Origin of the sequence: Cellulomonas chitinilytica, from assembly GCF_016862675.1 — a bacterium.
Lineage (GTDB): Bacteria > Actinomycetota > Actinomycetes > Actinomycetales > Cellulomonadaceae > Cellulomonas > Cellulomonas chitinilytica.
This window is the reverse complement of record NZ_BONK01000001.1, coordinates 470,404-487,144: the sequence shown is the minus strand read 5'-3', so window position 1 is coordinate 487,144 and position 16,741 is coordinate 470,404. Positions and strand designations below refer to the sequence as shown.

Below are 16,741 nucleotides of genomic sequence, written 5' to 3'. Positions count from 1 at the left end.
CCCGTCATCGCCCGAGGAGTCCAGTGCCCGACGTGATCTCGCTGATCCCCCGCCCCACCACGCTCGACGTCACCGGGGGTGAGCCGTTCGTGCTCGGGCAGGGCACCACCGTCGTCGTCGAGAGCCGGCCCGAGCTCATCTCGGTCGGGGTGCTCGCCGCGGACCTGCTCGGACGCGTCACGGAGCACCCCGTCGAGGTGCGGTACACCGGCGGCGAGGCGCCGCACACCATCTGGCTGCGTATCGTCGAGTCGCTGCCGTCGGGCGCCGAGGCGTACCGGGTCGTCGTGCGGCCCGAGCGGGTCACGATCGACGCCCGCACCCCGGCGGGCCTGGTGCACGGGCTCGTCACGTTGCGCCAGCTCGTCACCCCGGAGCTCACCGTGCCGGCGGTCCGTGTCGAGGACGTGCCCCGGTTCGGCTGGCGCGGGCTGTCCGTCGACGTCGCGCGGCACTTCGTCGCGGTGCGCGACCTCAAGGTCGTCATCGGGCTCATGGCGCACTACAAGCTCAACGTGCTGCACCTGCACCTCACCGACGACCAGGGGTGGCGCCTGCACCTGCCGTCCCGTCCGCAGCTCACCGAGCGGGCGAGCAGCACGTCCGTCGGCGGCGACCCCGGCGGGTTCTACACGGTCGAGGAGTTCGCCGACGTCGTCGCGTACGCCGCCGCCCGCGGGATCCGGGTCGTCCCGGAGATCGACGTCCCGGGGCACGTCAACGCCGCCACGCACACGTACGGCGACCTCAAGCCGGGCGGCGTGCCCACCGACGCTTACACGGGCATCGAGGTCGGGTTCAGCCGGCTGCACGCCGACCTGCCCGCGACGAGCCGGTTCATCTCCGACGTGTTCGCCGACCTCGCCGCGATGACCCCCGGCGACTTCGTGCACATCGGTGGCGACGAGGTCCTCACGATGGAGCGCGGGGAGTACGCGGACCTCGTCGGTCAGGCGGCCGCAGCCGTCCGCGGCGCAGGCAAGCGCGTCGTCGGGTGGCAGGAGATCGCGCACACGGCGCTCGAGCCCGGCACCGTCGTCCAGTACTGGGACCCGCGCGTCGACCCCGCCCCGTTCGTCGCCGCCGCGCAGGCCGGTGCCCTGTTCCTCATGTCGCCCGGCTCGAAGACGTACCTCGACATGAAGTACGACGCGACCACCGAGCTCGGCCTCGAGTGGGCCGGTCACATCGAGCTGCGCGACGCCTACGACTGGGAGCCGACCGCGATCATCGAGGGGCTCCCGCCGGAGTCGGTCATCGGGGTCGAGGCCGCCGTCTGGACCGAGACGCTGAGGAACCTGGACGACCTCACCGCGATGCTGCTGCCCCGGCTCGCCGCGGTCGCCGAGGTCGCGTGGACGGCCCCCGAGCAGCGGGACTGGGACGGGTTCCGTTCGCGGGTCGCCGCGCACGGGCGGTTCTGGGACCGGTTCGGGTTCCCCTGGTACCGCAGCCCGCAGGTCGACTGGACCTGACGCGTCCCGCCGGCCCGGCGCCCGGGCAGGCGTCCCGACCGGCGCGGGTCCGTCAGATCCAGGTCGTCAGCCACATGTGCGCGTGCCAGAACCAGTACGGCACGACCATGGCCGTCCAGATCGGGTAGAAGAACGCCCCGACGGCCACGGCCAGCGCCACGATGGCCGACACGACGCCGATCGCCCACCGCCGCGAGCGCGGGTCGAGCTCGTCCTTCGGCCCGACGACGAGGGTGAACACGTACACGAGCGTCAGCACCATCCACGGCACGAACGCGACCGAGTAGAACGTGAAGATCGTGCGGTGCGGGTAGGCGAACCACGGCAGCCAGCCGGCGATGATCCCGGACAGGACCGCGAACGCCCGCCAGTCCCGGAACCGGACCAGCCACACGAGTGCGACCAGGATCGCGGCCGTCGCGGCCACCCAGAGCACCGGGTTGCCGATCGCGGTGATGGCCTGGGAGCACTGCGACGCGCCGCACGCGTCCTGCGCCTGCTGACCGGACAGGCCGGAGACCTCGGGAGGGTAGAACATCGACGTCGGTCGCCACTGGACGAGCCAGCCGAGCGGGTGCGACGCGTAGCTGTGCGGGGTGTCGAGGCCGGTGTGGAACGCCCACATGTCCTGGTGGTACTTCCACAGCGACCGCAGCGGCGCCGGCAGCCACGTGACGCCCTGACCGGGGTTGTCGGCGGCCCACTGCCGTCCGTACGCGAGCGGGTGGACCAGCCACGACGTCCACGTCGCGACGTACGTGACGGCCGCGATGCCGACCATCGCGACCCCCGCGACGACGCCGTCACGGCGGATGCCCGCCCAGAACCAGCCCCGCACGCCGACGGTCCGCCGTGCCGTGATGTCCCACGCCACCGTCATCAGCCCGAAGACGGCGAGGAAGTACATGCCGGACCACTTCGTGCCGATGGCGAGGCCGAGCAGCACCGCCGCCGCGAGCCGCCACCACCGCCAGCCCAGACGCGGCCCGGCGCCGAGGTCGTCGCCCGCGTCGAGGACCACGGCCGCCCGGTCGGCGAGCCGGCGCCGGGCCTGGTCGCGGTCCAGCAGGAGCGCCCCGAACGCCGCGAGCACGAAGAACATGAGGAACGGGTCGAGCAGGCTCACGCGCGACATCACGATCGCCTCGCCGTCGACCGCGAGCAGCACGCCCGCCACGACGCCCCACGCCGTCGACGAGAACAGCCGCCGCGCGACCCGGACGAGCAGCAGCACCGCGAGCGTCCCGAAGACGGCCGCCCCGAGCCGCCACGCCGCCGAGCTGCCCACGCCGCCGCCGAGCTGGATGCCCAGCCCGATGAGCCACTTGCCGACCTGCGGGTGGACGACGTACTCCGCGGCCGTGCCGAGCCCGGAGGCGTCACCTGCCTCGAACGCCGCGTTCGGGTCCGTCGGCCACGCGGCCTCGTAGCCGCGCTTGATCAGCGACCAGCCGTCCTTGACGTAGTACGTCTCGTCGAAGACGAGCTTGTGCGGGCGGCCCAGGTCCCACATCCGCAGGACGCCCGCGAAGACGGTCACCGCGAGCGCCCACAGCCACCCCGTCAGCCGCGCACGGGGGGTCGCGTCGAGGGCCAGGGCGTCGACGCCGACGAGGCGGCGCAGCAGCCGGTCCCGGGTGGGGAGGTCGTCGGCGGGATCGGGCTGCTCGGCCTCCGGGTCCGCGGCCTCGACGGGCTCGGCCTCGACCGGCTCAGCGGCGGCGGCCTCGGCGGGCTGGCTCACGGGCTCGTCGGGGGTCGCCGGCAGCCGGGTCTCGACGTCGTCGTCGGACGGGGCGGCCAGCACGGCGTCGTCGTCTCGGGTGGGCGGCACGCGGTCATCGTAGGGGTGACCGCTGTGCAGGGGCAGTGGTCTCGGTGCGCCGGACACCCCCGTCGGAACGGTGCCGCACGAGGTGGCAGGCTGGCGGGGTGAGCGCCACCGCACCAGGGCCGGGCCGTCTGGTCCTCGCCGCGACCCCGATCGGCAACGTCGACGACGCCTCGGCGCACCTGCGCCGGCTGCTCGCGGAGGCGGACGTCGTCGCCGCGGAGGACACCCGCCGCACGCGAGCGCTCGCGGCCCGGATGGGCGTCGAGATCGGCGGTCGCGTGGTCAGCCACCACGAGCACAACGAGGCGGAGCGCTCCGCGGACCTGCTGGAGGTCGTCGCGGGCGGCGGCACGGTCGTCGTCGTCACGGACGCCGGGATGCCGTCGGTGTCCGACCCGGGGTTCCGCGTCGTGACCGCCGCGGTGGCCGCGGGGCTGCCGGTGACGGCCGCCCCCGGCCCGAGCGCGGTGCTCACGGCCCTCGCCCTGTCGGGGCTGCCGACGGACCGGTTCTGCTTCGAGGGGTTCCTGCCGCGGCGGCCCGGCGAGCGGGCGCGGACGCTCGCGGACCTCGCCGACGAGCGGCGCACGATGGTGTTCTTCGAGGCCCCGCACCGGCTCGACGACGTGCTCGGCTCGATGGTCGACGCCTTCGGTGCGGACCGGCCCGCGGCCGTGTGCCGTGAGCTCACGAAGACGTACGAGGAGGTGCGGCGCGGGCCGCTCGCGGAGCTCGTCGCGTGGGCCGCGGCCGGCCAGGTGCGCGGCGAGATCGTCGTGGTCGTCGCCGGTGCCGCCCGGGCGGCGCCCGCGAGCACGGCGGACCTCGTCGCGGAGGTCCTCGCCCGGGCGGACGCGGGGGAGCGGCTCAAGGACGCCGTCGCCGAGGTGGCGACGGTCGCCGGCGTCCCGAAGCGGGACCTCTACGCGGCGGCGCTCGCGGCCCGCTCCCGCTGACCGGCCACCTCTCGCAGGCCTGACACAGGGCGACAGGGGGATGTCGACATGCCGACCCCCGCTCCTCGCTGAGAGGATCGATCCGGAGGTGCGCCATGCGTCCTGTCGGGTACTGGCTCAAGGTCGTCGACCGGCTCATCGAATCGGGCTTCGAGGAGGCCCTCGCCCGTGACGGGCTCACCCGACGGCACTGGCAGGTGCTCAACGTGGTGCACGCCGGTCCGGCGGACGAGCAGGTCGTGGCTCAGGTGCTCGCCGCCTTCGAGCCGTCGTTCGAGGGGCCCGTCGGGCGCGGGGAGCTGGTGCTCCTCACGTCGCGGCGCTGGCTGCGTCGGGAGCCCGAGGGGTACGTCTTCACGGAGGACGGGGAGGAGCACTTCCGCGTCCTCGAGGAGCGGGTCGCCGCGTTCCGGGAGGCCGTCGTCGAGGGCGTGTCCGAGCAGGACTACGCGACCGCGATCGGCGTGCTCGAGCAGGTGGCCCGCAACCTGGGCTGGTCGATCGACGACCAGGGCTCGGCGCCGGAGTCCGGCACCCCCGGCGCACCGCCGGCGACGGCCTGAGCCGACCGGTCCGGGGGCCGCGCCGGCGCGGCCGGCGCACGACGCTCCGTCGTGGCGTGCGGGTACGCCGTTCGGTGGGACGGGTTTGACCTGTCCCTCCGCGTGTCCCACAGTCCCACCGGTGAGCGATGCGCAGCAGGACCGTCAGCAGCCGTGGGGCGTGCAGCCCAGCCCGCCGCAGCCGGGTGACGGCCCGGGTCAGCCCGGCTCCCGTCCGGCGGGCCGCCGGCGTCGCCGCACCGCCGTGCTCGCCGCGGTCGGCGTGCCCGTGGTCCTCGCGCTCGTCGGCACGTCGGTCTACGCGGTCCACGCACGCCAGGGGCAGCAGGCGTCCGCGGGGGAGAGCGAGTACGCGCACGTGTACTCGCAGGTCGACCCGGGCAAGGAGTTCACGTTCGAGGTCGACTTCTCGGTGGACGACCTGACGATCGACGGCCGTCCCGCGCAGCCGGAGGACGTCGCCCAGGTCTTCGTCGACCCGCAGCTGCGTGTCACGGCACCGGACGCGGCCGTGATCGCCTGGGACCACGAGATCCGGGTCGGCCCGTCCGCGAGCCCCGAGGGCAGCCAGATCGACGCGGAGGGCGCGCGCATCGAGCTGACCGAGCCCGACCGGTGGGGCCTGTCCGACCAGTACTACATCGCGTTCTACCGCGACGCGACGACGGGCGCCGCGCTGGCGAAGCCGTCGGTGGTGATGTTCACGGTCGACACCCCGGTGCCGGCGCCCGCGACGTCCGTCGACGTCGACGAGCTCGGCGGCGCGCAGTTCTCCTGGGCTCCCGTCGAGGGCGCCTCGACGTACTACGTCGTCAAGCTGGCCCATGATCCCGGGAACGGCGTGACGGACACCGAGGTCCTCGCGTCGACGACGTCGACCTCGTGGAGCTCGCTCGACGACGGCACCCGGACCAGCGCGTGGGACGGCAGCGTCCGCATGCAGAACGAGGCGTTCAGCACCGTCTGGCACTCGGAGGACGACACGCACGACGCGAACCTCGCCCGGACCAGCGAACCCCCGCGGTCGCACCTGTACGGCGTCGTGGCGCAGACCGACCAGGGCACGTCGCCGATGTCGGTCGTCGACGCGAGCGCCGGCCTGGCCGAGATGCTCCCCGTCGAGGAGGCCGTCAACGCGGAGGCCGAGCTGGGGCTCACGGGTCGGGACGTCTCCCGGCCCGAGCAGCTGCCCACGCAGCTCCCGGTCACGCTCGCGGACGGCCGGACGGTGATGCGGCCCGTCCTGTACAGCCGCGACCTCGAGGAGGACGTCCTGAGCACCGCCGACGTCGACGAGTTCGGGGAGCTCGTCCGGGACGCGAACGGCGACTTCGTCGGTGTCACCAGCCGCACGATCTTCCACGTCCCGTACCGCATCGCCGGGACGGTGCTGAGCGGGTCGTACACGCTCGACGTCGGTGACAGGGACGCGGCGCTGCAGGGGGTCGACGCGGTCATCGCGGCCGTCGAGGAGCAGCGTTCCAAGGGGGGCCTGACCACCGGTGTCACCTACACGTCGTTGTCGTGGGACGCGGCCGACGCCAAGATCAGCTCCAGCCGCCCGCAGGTCGCGTACCCGGTGAGCTCGACGAACCCGCTGACGGACTACCTGGCGGCCAACCTCATCGCCGGCAACGAGTACATCGACGTCACGGCGTTCGTGCCGTGGGGGTCGAGCGCGACGGCGACGGGGATCGACCTGCAGGACGCGCTCGACGAGGCCAAGGCGCAGAACCCGTTCATCCTGGGCCAGCTCGACGTCGGGTTCCTCCGCGTGGACGACCGGCACGTGGTCGCGGTGAGGTTCCACGCGTTCGAGAGCGTCGCCGACTACCTGGCGGCGCAGAAGGAGCTGGGCGACGAGGTCGCCCGGGTCGCGGACCAGATCGTCACGGACGGCATGAGCGAGCAGGACAAGGTCGTCGCCATCAACGGCTACCTCACCTCGACCGCGTCGTACGACCACGAGGCGCTCGCTGCGAAGGACCGCGGGGAGATCGACCTGGTCCCCCGGGCGTGGATGGCGTCGGGGATCCTCCTCGACAAGACGGGCGTGTGCGCGTCGTACTCGATGGCGTTCAAGGTGCTCGCCGACGCGGCGGGGCTGACGTCGATGTACGTCACCGGACCGGTGACCGACGGGGACAGGCACGCGTGGAACAAGGTGAGGATCGGGGACGCGTGGCGGGTCGTCGACGTCACGTGGGACGACTCCACCCCGCCCGACCAGTACCTCCTCCTGACGGACGAGCAGGCCGCCGCCACCCGCACGCAGGACACGCTCTGGGTGGTCGACTCGCGGATCGACCAGTACGCAGCGAGCTGACGCGACGAGCTGACGCAGCGAGCTGACGCGGCGCGCGGGCGCTCAGTCCAGGTCGGTCGACGACACGAGCTGTGCGCCCGCGGCCCGCATCTCCTCGCGCGCGGCGGCGCCCTGGTCGGGCGTCACGGGCACCGTGAGGTCGACGAGCACCCGGGTGCGCAGGCCGAGCGCCAGCGCGTCGAGCGCCGTCGACCGGACGCAGTGCGACTCCGCGATGCCGACCACGTCGACGTCGGTGACCTGGGCGTCCCGCAGGATCTGCGCGAGCCCGCGCCCCTCCCCGTCGACCCCTTCGAACCCGGAGTACGCGGCGGCGTACTGACCCTTGCGCACGCTGGCGTCGGGCCCCAGCTCCGACAGCGCGGGGTGCAGCTCGGCCTCGGCGGTGCCCGCGACGCCGTGCGGCGGCCACGTGTCGACGTAGTCCGGGGTCTCGCTGAAGTGGTCGCCGGGGTCGATGTGCCAGTCCTGCGTGGTCACGACGAGCGCGTAGCGGTCGCGGTGGGCCGCGGCGTAGTCGGCGACACCGAGCGCCACGGCGGCGCCGCCGTCGACCCCGAGCGCGCCGCCCTCGCAGAAGGTCGGCTGCACGTCGACCACCAGGAGCGCGCGCCGCTCGCCGCTGGTGCCGTCCGGTGCGGGGTCCGTCATGGTCGCGCCTCCTTCGTCCCACCTTCGCACGTCCGTCGTCACATGCGACCAGTGCGCGGCGGGCGCGTGACGGGCACGCGACGGGCGCGCGACGAGCCGGCACGGTGGCGGTGCCCGGCCGCCGTGTGGTCCGCTGGGGGATGGCTGTCGCGGGGTCGCACCCGACGCGCCCCACCGGGGCTCGCCGGGCGGTCGCGTGCCTGGTCGCGGCGGGTGCGCTCGCCCTGACGGCGTGCACCGGGGACGACGGCGCGAGCCCGGGGCCGTCGTCGCCGCCCGTCGTCGCGTCGCCCGCGACGCCCGCGGCCACGGGCCCGTCAGGTCCTGCGACCGTGCAGGTGACCGACGTCCGCGAGATCACCGGTGACCTCGACGTGCCGTGGGGCATCGCATTCCTGCCGGGCGGCTCGGCCCTCGTCACGCTCCGCGACGCGGCGGCGCTCGTGCTGGTCGCGGCCGACGGCGGCACCACCGACGTCACCGGCCCGGGGGCCGACCAGCTGGCCCGGGAGGTCGTCCCGGACGGCGAGGGCGGTCTGCTCGGTGTCGCGGTGCTCGGCGGCGGCGCGGACGCCGTCGACGTCGCGCTGTACGCGACGACCGCCGACGACAACCGGGTGCTGCGCGGCACGCTTGAGGGCACCACGCTCGGCGAGCTCCGTCCGGTGCTCACGGGCATCCACAAGGCCCGCAACCACGACGGCGGACGCCTCGCGGTCGGGCCCGACGGGTACCTGTACGTCTCGACGGGCGACGCCGCGAACCCTCCCGACGCGCAGGACCCGGGGTCGCTCAACGGCAAGATCCTGCGGATCACCGCCGACGGCGAACCGGCCCCCGGCAACCCCGACCCGGGGTCGCCCGTGTGGAGCCTCGGCCACCGCAACGTGCAGGGCCTCGGGTGGTCGTCGGACGGCCGGATGTTCGCCTCGGAGTTCGGCCAGAACACGTGGGACGAGCTCAACGTCGTGGTCCCCGGCGGGAACTACGGCTGGCCGACCGTCGAGGGCACGGGCGGGGCCGGCGAGGGCTTCGTCGACCCGGTCGCCACGTGGGCCACGTCCGACGCGTCGCCGAGCGGCCTCGCCGTGACCGACGAGGGCGTGTACCTCGCGGCCCTGCGCGGCGAGCGGCTGTGGCGGGTGCCGCTGCGCCCCGACGGCGTCGGCGAGCCGCAGGCGCTGCTCACCGGCGAGCACGGGCGGCTGCGGGCCGTGACGGTCGCGCCCGACGGGTCGCTGTGGGTGATGACGAACAACACGGACGGTCGCGGCGACCCCGCACCCGGCGACGACAGGATCCTGCGGATCTCGCTCGGATGAGTGTGTCGATTGCGTCGGCCCCCGCACGTCGCCAGGGTGATCGGGCGAGCGCCCGTACGGACACGAGGAGGAACTCCCATGCAGTACCTGATGCTGGTGTGCACCGACCCCACCGCCGAGCCGGACGCCCCGGAGGTCCAGTCGATCGAGGACTGGGTGGAGGAGAACGACCGCCTGGGTCGCCGCAAGTACGGCGACCGGCTCCGACCGGCCGGAGAGGCGCGCGTGGTGCGGGTCCGGCAGGGCGGCACGCTCGTGACCGACGGCCCGTTCGCGGAGCTCGGCGAGCAGATCGCCGGGTTCGACATCCTCGACTGCAAGGACCTCGACGAGGCGATCGAGGTGGCGGGCCGGCACCCGATGGCGGCCGGCGGGCTCGTCGAGCTGCGGCAGTTCTGGCAGTGGGAGGACGAGGCGTAGGCGGGCGCAGAGCACGGAGCCGGGGTCGGGACGCGCGGGCGACACGCCGTCCCGGCCCCGGTTCGTCGCGCCACGCGGCGGGTGGTCCCGCACGGAGGTTTGCCGGATCAGTACCCTTTGCCCGGCCGGGGGGTTTCGTCCCCTGACCTGAGAGCCGCGCCTGATGTCCTTCGCCCGACGCCTCGACCGCCGCTCCACCCACCGAACTGTCCGATCACCTGACCGCCGTCGACGTCCTCCCGAGGTGCCCATGCCCCCGAAGCTGAAGACCCTCCTGATCTGGGTCGTCGCGATCTTCCTCGTGTACGCGATCGTGACGAGCCCCGACCGCGCCGCCGACCTGGTCAAGGCCCTGTGGGACGTGATCACCGGTGCGTTCGCCAGCTTCGGCCGTTTCTTCTCGAGCCTGACCGCGTGACGTGACGGCGCACGACCCGCTCGTCGGGCACCACAGCGTGCGCCGGTACGTGCTGCCCGAGGAGCGGGTGGTGCTGGCCGTCCGGCACCACTGGGCCAAGCTCGTCGAGCCGGTGGTGACGACGGTCGTGGCGTTCGTCGGGGTCGCGTGGCTCGTCGACCTGGCGTCGGGTGCGGTCGGCGACACCGCCGACTGGATCTGGTGGCTCTGGCTCGCGGTGGCGGTCCGGCTCGGCTGGCGGGTCCTGGAGTGGCGGACCGAGTGGTTCGTCGCGACCGACAAGCGGATGCTGCTGCTGCACGGCCTCGTGACCCGCAACGTCGCGATGATGCCGCTCGGCAAGGTCACCGACATGAGCTACTCGCGGTCGGTCGTGGGCCGGGTGCTCGGCTACGGGGAGTTCATCCTGGAGTCCGCCGGCCAGGACCAGGCGATGCACCGGATCACGTGGGTCGCGCACCCCGACACCACGTACCGGGAGCTGTGCGCGACGATCTTCACGTCGCCGTGGACGGCGCTGGGCGCACCGGGCAAGGCGCCCGTGTCCGGCCCGCCGGGGCCGCCGCGCAGCACCGGTCCCGACGCGCCGTCGGCGGGGAGGCCCGCGCCGGGCTTCCTGCCCGGCACCCCGCCCGCCGGACGTCCCGTGGACTGGCCGCCCCGGCCCGGCGTGCCGCCGACGGACGAGCCGCCGGTCGACACCCAGCCGATCCCCGTCCGGGTGGTGCCCGGCCGGCCGGCGGGCGACGCCACCGACCACGGCTGGTTCGTGTCCGACTCCCCGGCGACGTTCGTGCCGGTGGACGGCGACGGCCCGGGGCGGGAGGGCGGACACACCGACCGGGGGCCGGGGTCGCTCACCTAGGATCGGGCCCATGTCCCGCATCCTGTCGGCCGTCGCGTGGCCGTACGCGAACGGCCCCCGCCACATCGGTCACGTCGCCGGCTTCGGCGTCCCCTCGGACGTCTTCTCCCGCTACATGCGGATGGCGGGCCACGACGTGCTGATGGTGTCGGGCACGGACGAGCACGGGACGCCGATCCTCGTGCAGGCGGAGAAGGAAGGCGTGAGCCCGCAGGCGCTCGCGGACCGGTACAACCGCGTCATCGTCGAGGACCTGGCGCAGCTCGGCCTGTCGTACGACCTGTTCACGCGGACCACGACGCGCAACCACTACGCCGTCGTGCAGGAGATGTTCCGCACGGTCCACCGCAACGGCTACATGGTCGAGCAGCAGACCATGGGCGCGATCAGCCCGAGCACGGGCCGGACGCTGCCGGACCGCTACATCGAGGGCACGTGCCCCATCTGCGGCTACGACGGCGCGCGCGGCGACCAGTGCGACAACTGCGGCAACCAGCTCGACGCGATCGACCTCATCAACCCGAAGAGCCGCATCAACGGCGAGACGCCGAAGTTCGTCGAGTCGACGCACTTCTTCCTCGACCTGCCGGCGTTCGCGCAGGCGCTCGAGGCGTGGCTGCGCACCCGCGAGGGCTGGCGGCCCAACGTGCTGAACTTCAGCCTCAACCTCATCGACGACATGCGTCCGCGCGCGATGACGCGCGACATCGACTGGGGGATCCCCGTGCCGCTGGCCGGCTGGGAGGAGAACCCGAACAAGCGCCTGTACGTGTGGTTCGACGCGGTGATCGGCTACCTGTCGGCGTCGATCGAGTGGGCGCGGCGCACGGGCGACCCGGAGGCGTGGCGGGGCTGGTGGAACGACCCCGAGGCCCTGTCGTACTACTTCATGGGCAAGGACAACATCACGTTCCACTCCCAGATCTGGCCCGCCGAGCTCATGGGCTACGACGGCCGCGGGAACAAGGGCGGCACGCCCGGCCCGTACGGGAACCTGCAGCTGCCCACCGAGGTGGTCTCCAGCGAGTACCTCAACGTCGGCGGCCAGCAGTTCAGCTCGTCGCGCGGCGTCGTCATCTACGTGCGCGACATGCTGTCCCGCTACCAGCCGGACGCGCTGCGGTACTACCTGTCGATCGCGGGCCCGGAGACGCAGGACGTCGACTTCACGTGGGCGGAGTTCAAGCGCCGCACCAACGACGAGCTCGTCGCGGGCTGGGGCAACCTCGTGAACCGCACGGCGAACCTCATCAGCAAGAACTTCGGCGAGATCCCGGCCCCGGCCGAGGTCCAGCCGGTCGACGCGACGCTGCTGGCGACGTCGCGCGAGGGGTTCACCAAGGTCGGCGACCTGCTCGGCGGGCACCGCAACCGGGCCGCGATCGGCGAGGCGATGCGGGTGGTCCAGGAGGCCAACCGGTACATCTCCGAGACGGAGCCGTGGAAGCTGACGACCGACCGCGAGCGCCTCGGCACCGTCCTGCACACCGCGACGCAGGTGATCGCGGACGCGAACACGATGCTCGCGCCGTTCCTGCCGTTCGCCGCGCAGTCGGTGCACGAGACGTTCGGTGGCACGGGCATCTTCGCCCCGCAGCCCCGGATCGACGAGGTCACCGACCTGGACGACGACTCCCGCCACTACCCGGTGATCACCGGCGACTACCGCGAGGGTGCCCGCTGGGCGTCCGTGCCGGTGGTGCCGGGGACGCCGGTCGCGAAGCCGACGCCCGTGTTCACGAAGCTCGACGACGCGATCGTGGAGCAGGAGATCGCCCGCGCCGAGCAGGGCTGACCGGCCCGTGGCGCGGTCGCGCAACCGCGAGCGCGGCTGGCCGCCGCCGCCCGAGCCGCTGCCCTCACCCGTCGTCGACAACCACACGCACCTGGAGTCGGTGCTGGGGTGGGTCGCCGACGGGTGGGGCGGCGCCGAGGACGGGGGAGCGGCCCCCGCGGCGTCGCCGACCCTCGACGACCACCTCGCCCGGGCGGCGTCGGTCGGCGTGACCCGGATGGTCCAGGTCGGCTGCGACCTCGACGCGGTGGCGTGGACGGACGCGGTCGTCCGGGAACACCCCGAGCTGCTGGGCGCCGTCGCGATCCATCCCAACGAGGCCGTGCTGCACGCGGGCGTCCACGAGGTGGCCCCGGACGGCCTCGACCCCGACCCGCAGCCGCGGCACGCGACGAGCCTCGACGACGCGCTCGCCCGGGTGGCGGAGGTCGCCCGCGCCAACCCGCGGGTCCGGGCGATCGGTGAGACGGGCCTCGACTTCTTCCGGGCCGGCCCGCGCGGCCGCGAGGTGCAGCGGGAGGCGTTCCGGGCGCACGTCGCCCTGGCCAAGGAGCTCGGGCTCGCGCTGCAGATCCACGACCGGGACGCGCACGACGAGGTCGTCGAGGTGCTGCTGCGCGACGGGGCTCCCGAGCGGACGGTGTTTCACTGCTTCTCGGGCGACGTGGCGCTCGCGGGCGTCGCGGCCGAGCACGGGTGGTTCTGCTCGTTCGCCGGTCCGGTCTCGTTCGGCGCGAACGACGACCTGCGGGCGGCGCTGCGGGAGGTCCCGGCGGAGCTGCTGCTCGTCGAGACCGACGCGCCCTACCTCACAGTGCATCCCTACCGGGGGCGGCCCAACGCGCCGTACCTGCTGCCGGGCACCGTCCGGGCGGTCGCCGAGGCGACCGGGCGACCGCTGGAGCAGGTCTGCCTGTCCCTTGCGACGACCTCGGAGCGGGTGTACGGCACGTGGTGACGACGCCGCCGCGGGGGCCGGACGGTGGACCCCGGCTACCCGCACGGGTCACGGATCGGTTACGGTCGGACGGGCGTCCACCACGGACGTCTGCGGACGGGGGTCATCGACCCGTCCGCGGCCTGTGTCCGGGCCTGGTCGTGACGCGTCCCGCGTGCGGCTCACCGGCCGGGCGTCCGGCACCGACGTCGCACCGGAAGGACCCCGTGTGAGCCCCGACCACGAGCGCGCGACCGTCGGTCGCCCCGTGCGTCGTCGCCGCATGGCCCGGCTGGCCGCGCAGGCGCTCGTCCTGACGCTCGTCGTCGGCGCGACCAGCGCGTTCGCCGTGCTGCATAAGAACGTCACCATCGACGTCGACGGCAAGCCCCGGCAGGTGCTGGCGTTCGGCCGGACCGTCGGGGACGTCCTCGCGAGCACGCGCGTGCAGGTCGGTGACCGGGACCTGGTCGCCCCGGGTCTCGACCAGACGATCGACCGCGGCGGCCAGATCGTGGTCCGGCACGGGCACGAGATGTCGGTCGAGGTCGACGGCGAGGCGCGCACGGTGTGGACCACGGCGCTGACCGTCGGGGAGGCCGTCGACGGGCTGGGGCTGCGTGGCGGCGAGGTGCGGCTGTCCGCGTCGCGCTCGGCGAGCCTCGGCCGGGACATGCTGCGGGTCTCGACGCTCAAGACGATCCACCTGGTGGTGGACGGCCAGGTCATCGACGGCGTGAGCAGCGCGGACACCGTCCGTGACGCGCTGCGGGACATCGGCCTCGTGCTCGAGGAGGGCGACCAGGTGTCGGTCCCGCTCGGTGCGACGGCGGTGGACGGGCTCGTCGTGCTCGTCACGCGTGCCAGCACCGGCGGCGAGACGGTGACCGAGGCGATGCCGTTCGAGACCGAGGAGGTCGAGGACGCGGGTCTCGTCAAGGGCAACCGGGTCATCACGACCAAGGGCAAGGCGGGCGTCCGCACCACCACGTACGAGCTGCAGGTCGTCGGCGGGGTCGTCGTGGGCCGCACGCCGGTCGCGTCGATCGTCACGACCGCACCGGTGACCCAGGTGGTGAAGGTCGGCACGGCCGAGCTGCCGAACCCGAGCGTGGTGGCCGTGGAGCCGGGCAGCGCGCAGGAGATCGGCAAGCAGCTCGCCGCGCAGCGCGGCTGGGGCGACGACCAGTTCGCGTGCCTGCTCGACCTGTGGAACCAGGAGAGCGGCTGGCGGGTCAACGCCGAGAACAAGTCGTCGGGGGCGTACGGCATCCCGCAGGCCCTGCCGGGCTCCAAGATGGCGACGGTCGGTGCCGACTGGCAGACGAACCCGGCGACGCAGATCACGTGGGGCCTGAACTACATCGGCGGCCGCTACGGCGACCCGTGCGGTGCCTGGGCGCACCACGAGTCGTCCGGCTGGTACTGACCGGAGCGCAGGCAGGCGCAGGCAGGGCCCGGGCGGGGGCCGGCGGCGGGTGATGTGACGTAGATCGCGGTCGTCCGTCCATGTCGTCGCACACGCGGGCTGACCTGCGGCGACGCGAATGACAACGCGGGTCACTAGCACAACGACCGGCGTCGGAGGGTTGGAAAACCGATCACGATCCGGTTACGGTCGCGTGTCGCTGTAGCCCGTTCGTGTGATGGCACCCTCGTGTCGCCGTCGCTCCCGGGTCATGGCGACGGGCGACGACCTGTCGCCGTGACGGCCGGATCGGGGATCCGGGACCGACGGGTGACGCCCCCTGCGGGTGTCCGACCGTGCACCAGCGCCACGCACACCGCCGGGTGCCCTACGGGAGCACATCTCGCCCCCGTGCCCGGGCACCTCGACGGCTGGAGCCCCGTGCAGTTCTCGACCCGCACCCGGAACCCCTTCGCGCGATCCCGCGCCGCATCCCCCGCCCCCGGCGAGGGGACGCCCACCGAGCAGACCGCCCCGCATCCAGGCGTGGCAGCCTCGCCCACCGCAGCGAAGGGCCCCCGGTCCGGTCGAGCACGCATCGTGCCCGTCGTCGCCGCTGCCACCGTCCTCGTCCTCGCGGGCGGCACCGCCGCCTTCGCGAAGGCCCAGAAGTCCGTCACGCTCGACGTCGACGGCGAGGTCACCCACCTGAGCACGTTCGCCGGCTCCGTCGAGGGCCTCCTCGACGACCAGGACGTCCGCGTGGGCGACCGCGACGTCGTCAGCGCGAGCGGCGGCCTCACCGAGGGCGCCGAGGTCGTCGTGCGGCACGCCCACCAGGTCACCGTCGCCCTCGACGGCACCGAGAAGGTCGTGTGGACGACCGCGCTCACCGCCGACGAGGCGCTCGACTCGTTCGCGAGCCGCGCCGACTCGGTCGCGCTCGTCGCCTCGCGCTCCGCCGCGGGCGGTCGCCCCGAGATGGCCCTCGACCTCACGCTGCACGGGCCGGCCGACGTCGTCGTGGACGGCGCCGTGCTGCCCGCCCCCGACGCCGACGTCCGCGTCGCCCAGCTCCTCGGCGAGCTCGGCGTCACGCTCTCGCCGCTGGACCGCGTGAGCGTCCGCCACGGCGACTCCGGCCGCGTGCAGGTCGTCGTCAACCGGGTCGTCGTGCAGGACGTGACGTCCACCCAGGCGGTCCCGTTCGCGAGCACCACGCAGCCGGACCCCGCGCGCTACACCGACCAGCGCCGCACGCTCACCGTCGGTGTCCCGGGCGTGCGCACCGTCACCGAGACCGTCACGCTGGTCGACGGCGTCGAGACGACCCGCGTCCCCGTCTCCGACCAGGTCACGCAGGCCCCGGTCGACGAGGTCGTCGGGGTCGGCACCAAGACGCGCCCCGCGGCCGCACCGCAGGCACCCGCGGCGTCGACGGGCACCCCCGTGGCCGCCGGCGGCGACGCCGACGGCCTGAACTGGGCGGCGCTCGCGCGCTGCGAGTCGGGCGGCAACCCCACGATCGTCTCCGGCAACGGCAAGTACCACGGCCTGTACCAGTTCTCGGTCGGCACGTGGCAGGCCGTCGGCGGCAGCGGTCTGCCGTCGCAGGCCTCGGCCGACGAGCAGACGGCCCGCGCCAAGATGCTCTACAACCGCTCGGGCGCCGGTCAGTGGCCCGTGTGCGGCAAGAACCTGTTCAGCTGACCCCGTCAGCCGGACCGCACGTCCCGCGCCCGCCCACCGCTCGTCGGTCGGCGGGCGCGGC

Annotated in this window: 14 protein-coding genes; 12 read left to right on the top strand and 2 right to left on the bottom strand. The window is 73.7% G+C overall.

Annotated elements, in window-relative coordinates; translation table 11 throughout:
* Positions 1-23 precede the first annotated feature (23 nt).
* A complete protein-coding gene (locus Cch01nite_RS02240; RefSeq protein WP_203747939.1) occupies positions 24-1,475 on the top strand; it encodes a beta-N-acetylhexosaminidase in 1,452 nt (483 codons plus the stop codon).
* A gap of 52 nt (positions 1,476-1,527) precedes the next feature.
* On the opposite strand, the gene Cch01nite_RS02235 is transcribed toward Cch01nite_RS02240, so the two are convergent.
* Positions 1,528-3,309 (bottom strand): dolichyl-phosphate-mannose--protein mannosyltransferase, encoded by a 1,782-nt coding sequence (locus Cch01nite_RS02235; RefSeq protein WP_239069743.1) that lies wholly within the window; start codon positions 3,307-3,309, stop codon positions 1,528-1,530.
* 98 nt (positions 3,310-3,407) lie between these two features.
* On the opposite strand from Cch01nite_RS02235, the gene rsmI reads away from it, so the two are divergent.
* The 3 genes from rsmI (at position 3,408) to Cch01nite_RS02220 (ending at position 7,154) form a co-directional block, all read left to right on the top strand.
* Complete coding sequence (gene rsmI, locus Cch01nite_RS02230) at positions 3,408-4,265, top strand: 16S rRNA (cytidine(1402)-2'-O)-methyltransferase (protein ID WP_239069739.1); 858 nt, start codon at positions 3,408-3,410, stop codon at positions 4,263-4,265.
* Positions 4,266-4,360: 95 nt separating this feature from the next.
* Positions 4,361-4,828, top strand: a complete 468-nt coding sequence (locus Cch01nite_RS02225) for a winged helix DNA-binding protein (protein WP_203747933.1) — start codon at positions 4,361-4,363, stop codon at positions 4,826-4,828.
* A 121-nt stretch (positions 4,829-4,949) separates the two neighbouring features.
* On the top strand, positions 4,950-7,154 hold the full coding sequence (locus Cch01nite_RS02220) for a transglutaminase domain-containing protein (protein WP_203747930.1): 2,205 nt from the start codon (positions 4,950-4,952) through the stop codon (positions 7,152-7,154).
* A 42-nt stretch (positions 7,155-7,196) separates the two neighbouring features.
* Here the strand turns inward: Cch01nite_RS02220 and Cch01nite_RS02215 are convergent, their stop codons facing one another.
* On the bottom strand, positions 7,197-7,805 hold the full coding sequence (locus Cch01nite_RS02215) for an isochorismatase family protein (RefSeq protein WP_203747928.1): 609 nt from the start codon (positions 7,803-7,805) through the stop codon (positions 7,197-7,199).
* Between the two features lie 140 nt (positions 7,806-7,945).
* Between Cch01nite_RS02215 and Cch01nite_RS02210 the strand changes: the two genes are divergently transcribed.
* From Cch01nite_RS02210 to Cch01nite_RS22885, 8 genes are all read left to right on the top strand, one after another.
* The gene (locus tag Cch01nite_RS02210; protein ID WP_203748142.1) at positions 7,946-9,127 is read left to right on the top strand and encodes a PQQ-dependent sugar dehydrogenase; all 1,182 of its coding nucleotides are present in this window, start codon (positions 7,946-7,948) and stop codon (positions 9,125-9,127) included.
* A gap of 78 nt (positions 9,128-9,205) precedes the next feature.
* Positions 9,206-9,547: a YciI family protein gene (locus Cch01nite_RS02205; RefSeq protein WP_203747926.1), complete on the top strand. Its 342-nt coding sequence runs from the start codon at positions 9,206-9,208 to the stop codon at positions 9,545-9,547.
* Positions 9,548-9,797: 250 nt separating this feature from the next.
* Positions 9,798-9,965, top strand: coding sequence for a hypothetical protein (locus Cch01nite_RS02200; protein ID WP_203747924.1), 168 nt, complete (start codon positions 9,798-9,800; stop codon positions 9,963-9,965).
* 1 nt (position 9,966) lies between these two features.
* Positions 9,967-10,830, top strand: a complete 864-nt coding sequence (locus Cch01nite_RS02195; RefSeq protein ID WP_203747922.1) for a PH domain-containing protein — start codon at positions 9,967-9,969, stop codon at positions 10,828-10,830.
* A 10-nt stretch (positions 10,831-10,840) separates the two neighbouring features.
* The gene (gene metG / locus Cch01nite_RS02190; RefSeq protein ID WP_203747920.1) at positions 10,841-12,625 is read left to right on the top strand and encodes a methionine--tRNA ligase; all 1,785 of its coding nucleotides are present in this window, start codon (positions 10,841-10,843) and stop codon (positions 12,623-12,625) included.
* Positions 12,626-12,632: 7 nt separating this feature from the next.
* Entirely contained in the window at positions 12,633-13,583 is a 951-nt protein-coding gene (locus Cch01nite_RS02185) for a TatD family hydrolase (protein ID WP_203747918.1), read from the top strand.
* Positions 13,584-13,791: 208 nt separating this feature from the next.
* Positions 13,792-14,991 (top strand): resuscitation-promoting factor, encoded by a 1,200-nt coding sequence (locus tag Cch01nite_RS02180; RefSeq protein WP_239069732.1) that lies wholly within the window; start codon positions 13,792-13,794, stop codon positions 14,989-14,991.
* Between the two features lie 579 nt (positions 14,992-15,570).
* Positions 15,571-16,680: a resuscitation-promoting factor gene (locus Cch01nite_RS22885; protein WP_275407157.1), complete on the top strand. Its 1,110-nt coding sequence runs from the start codon at positions 15,571-15,573 to the stop codon at positions 16,678-16,680.
* Positions 16,681-16,741: the final 61 nt, after the last annotated feature.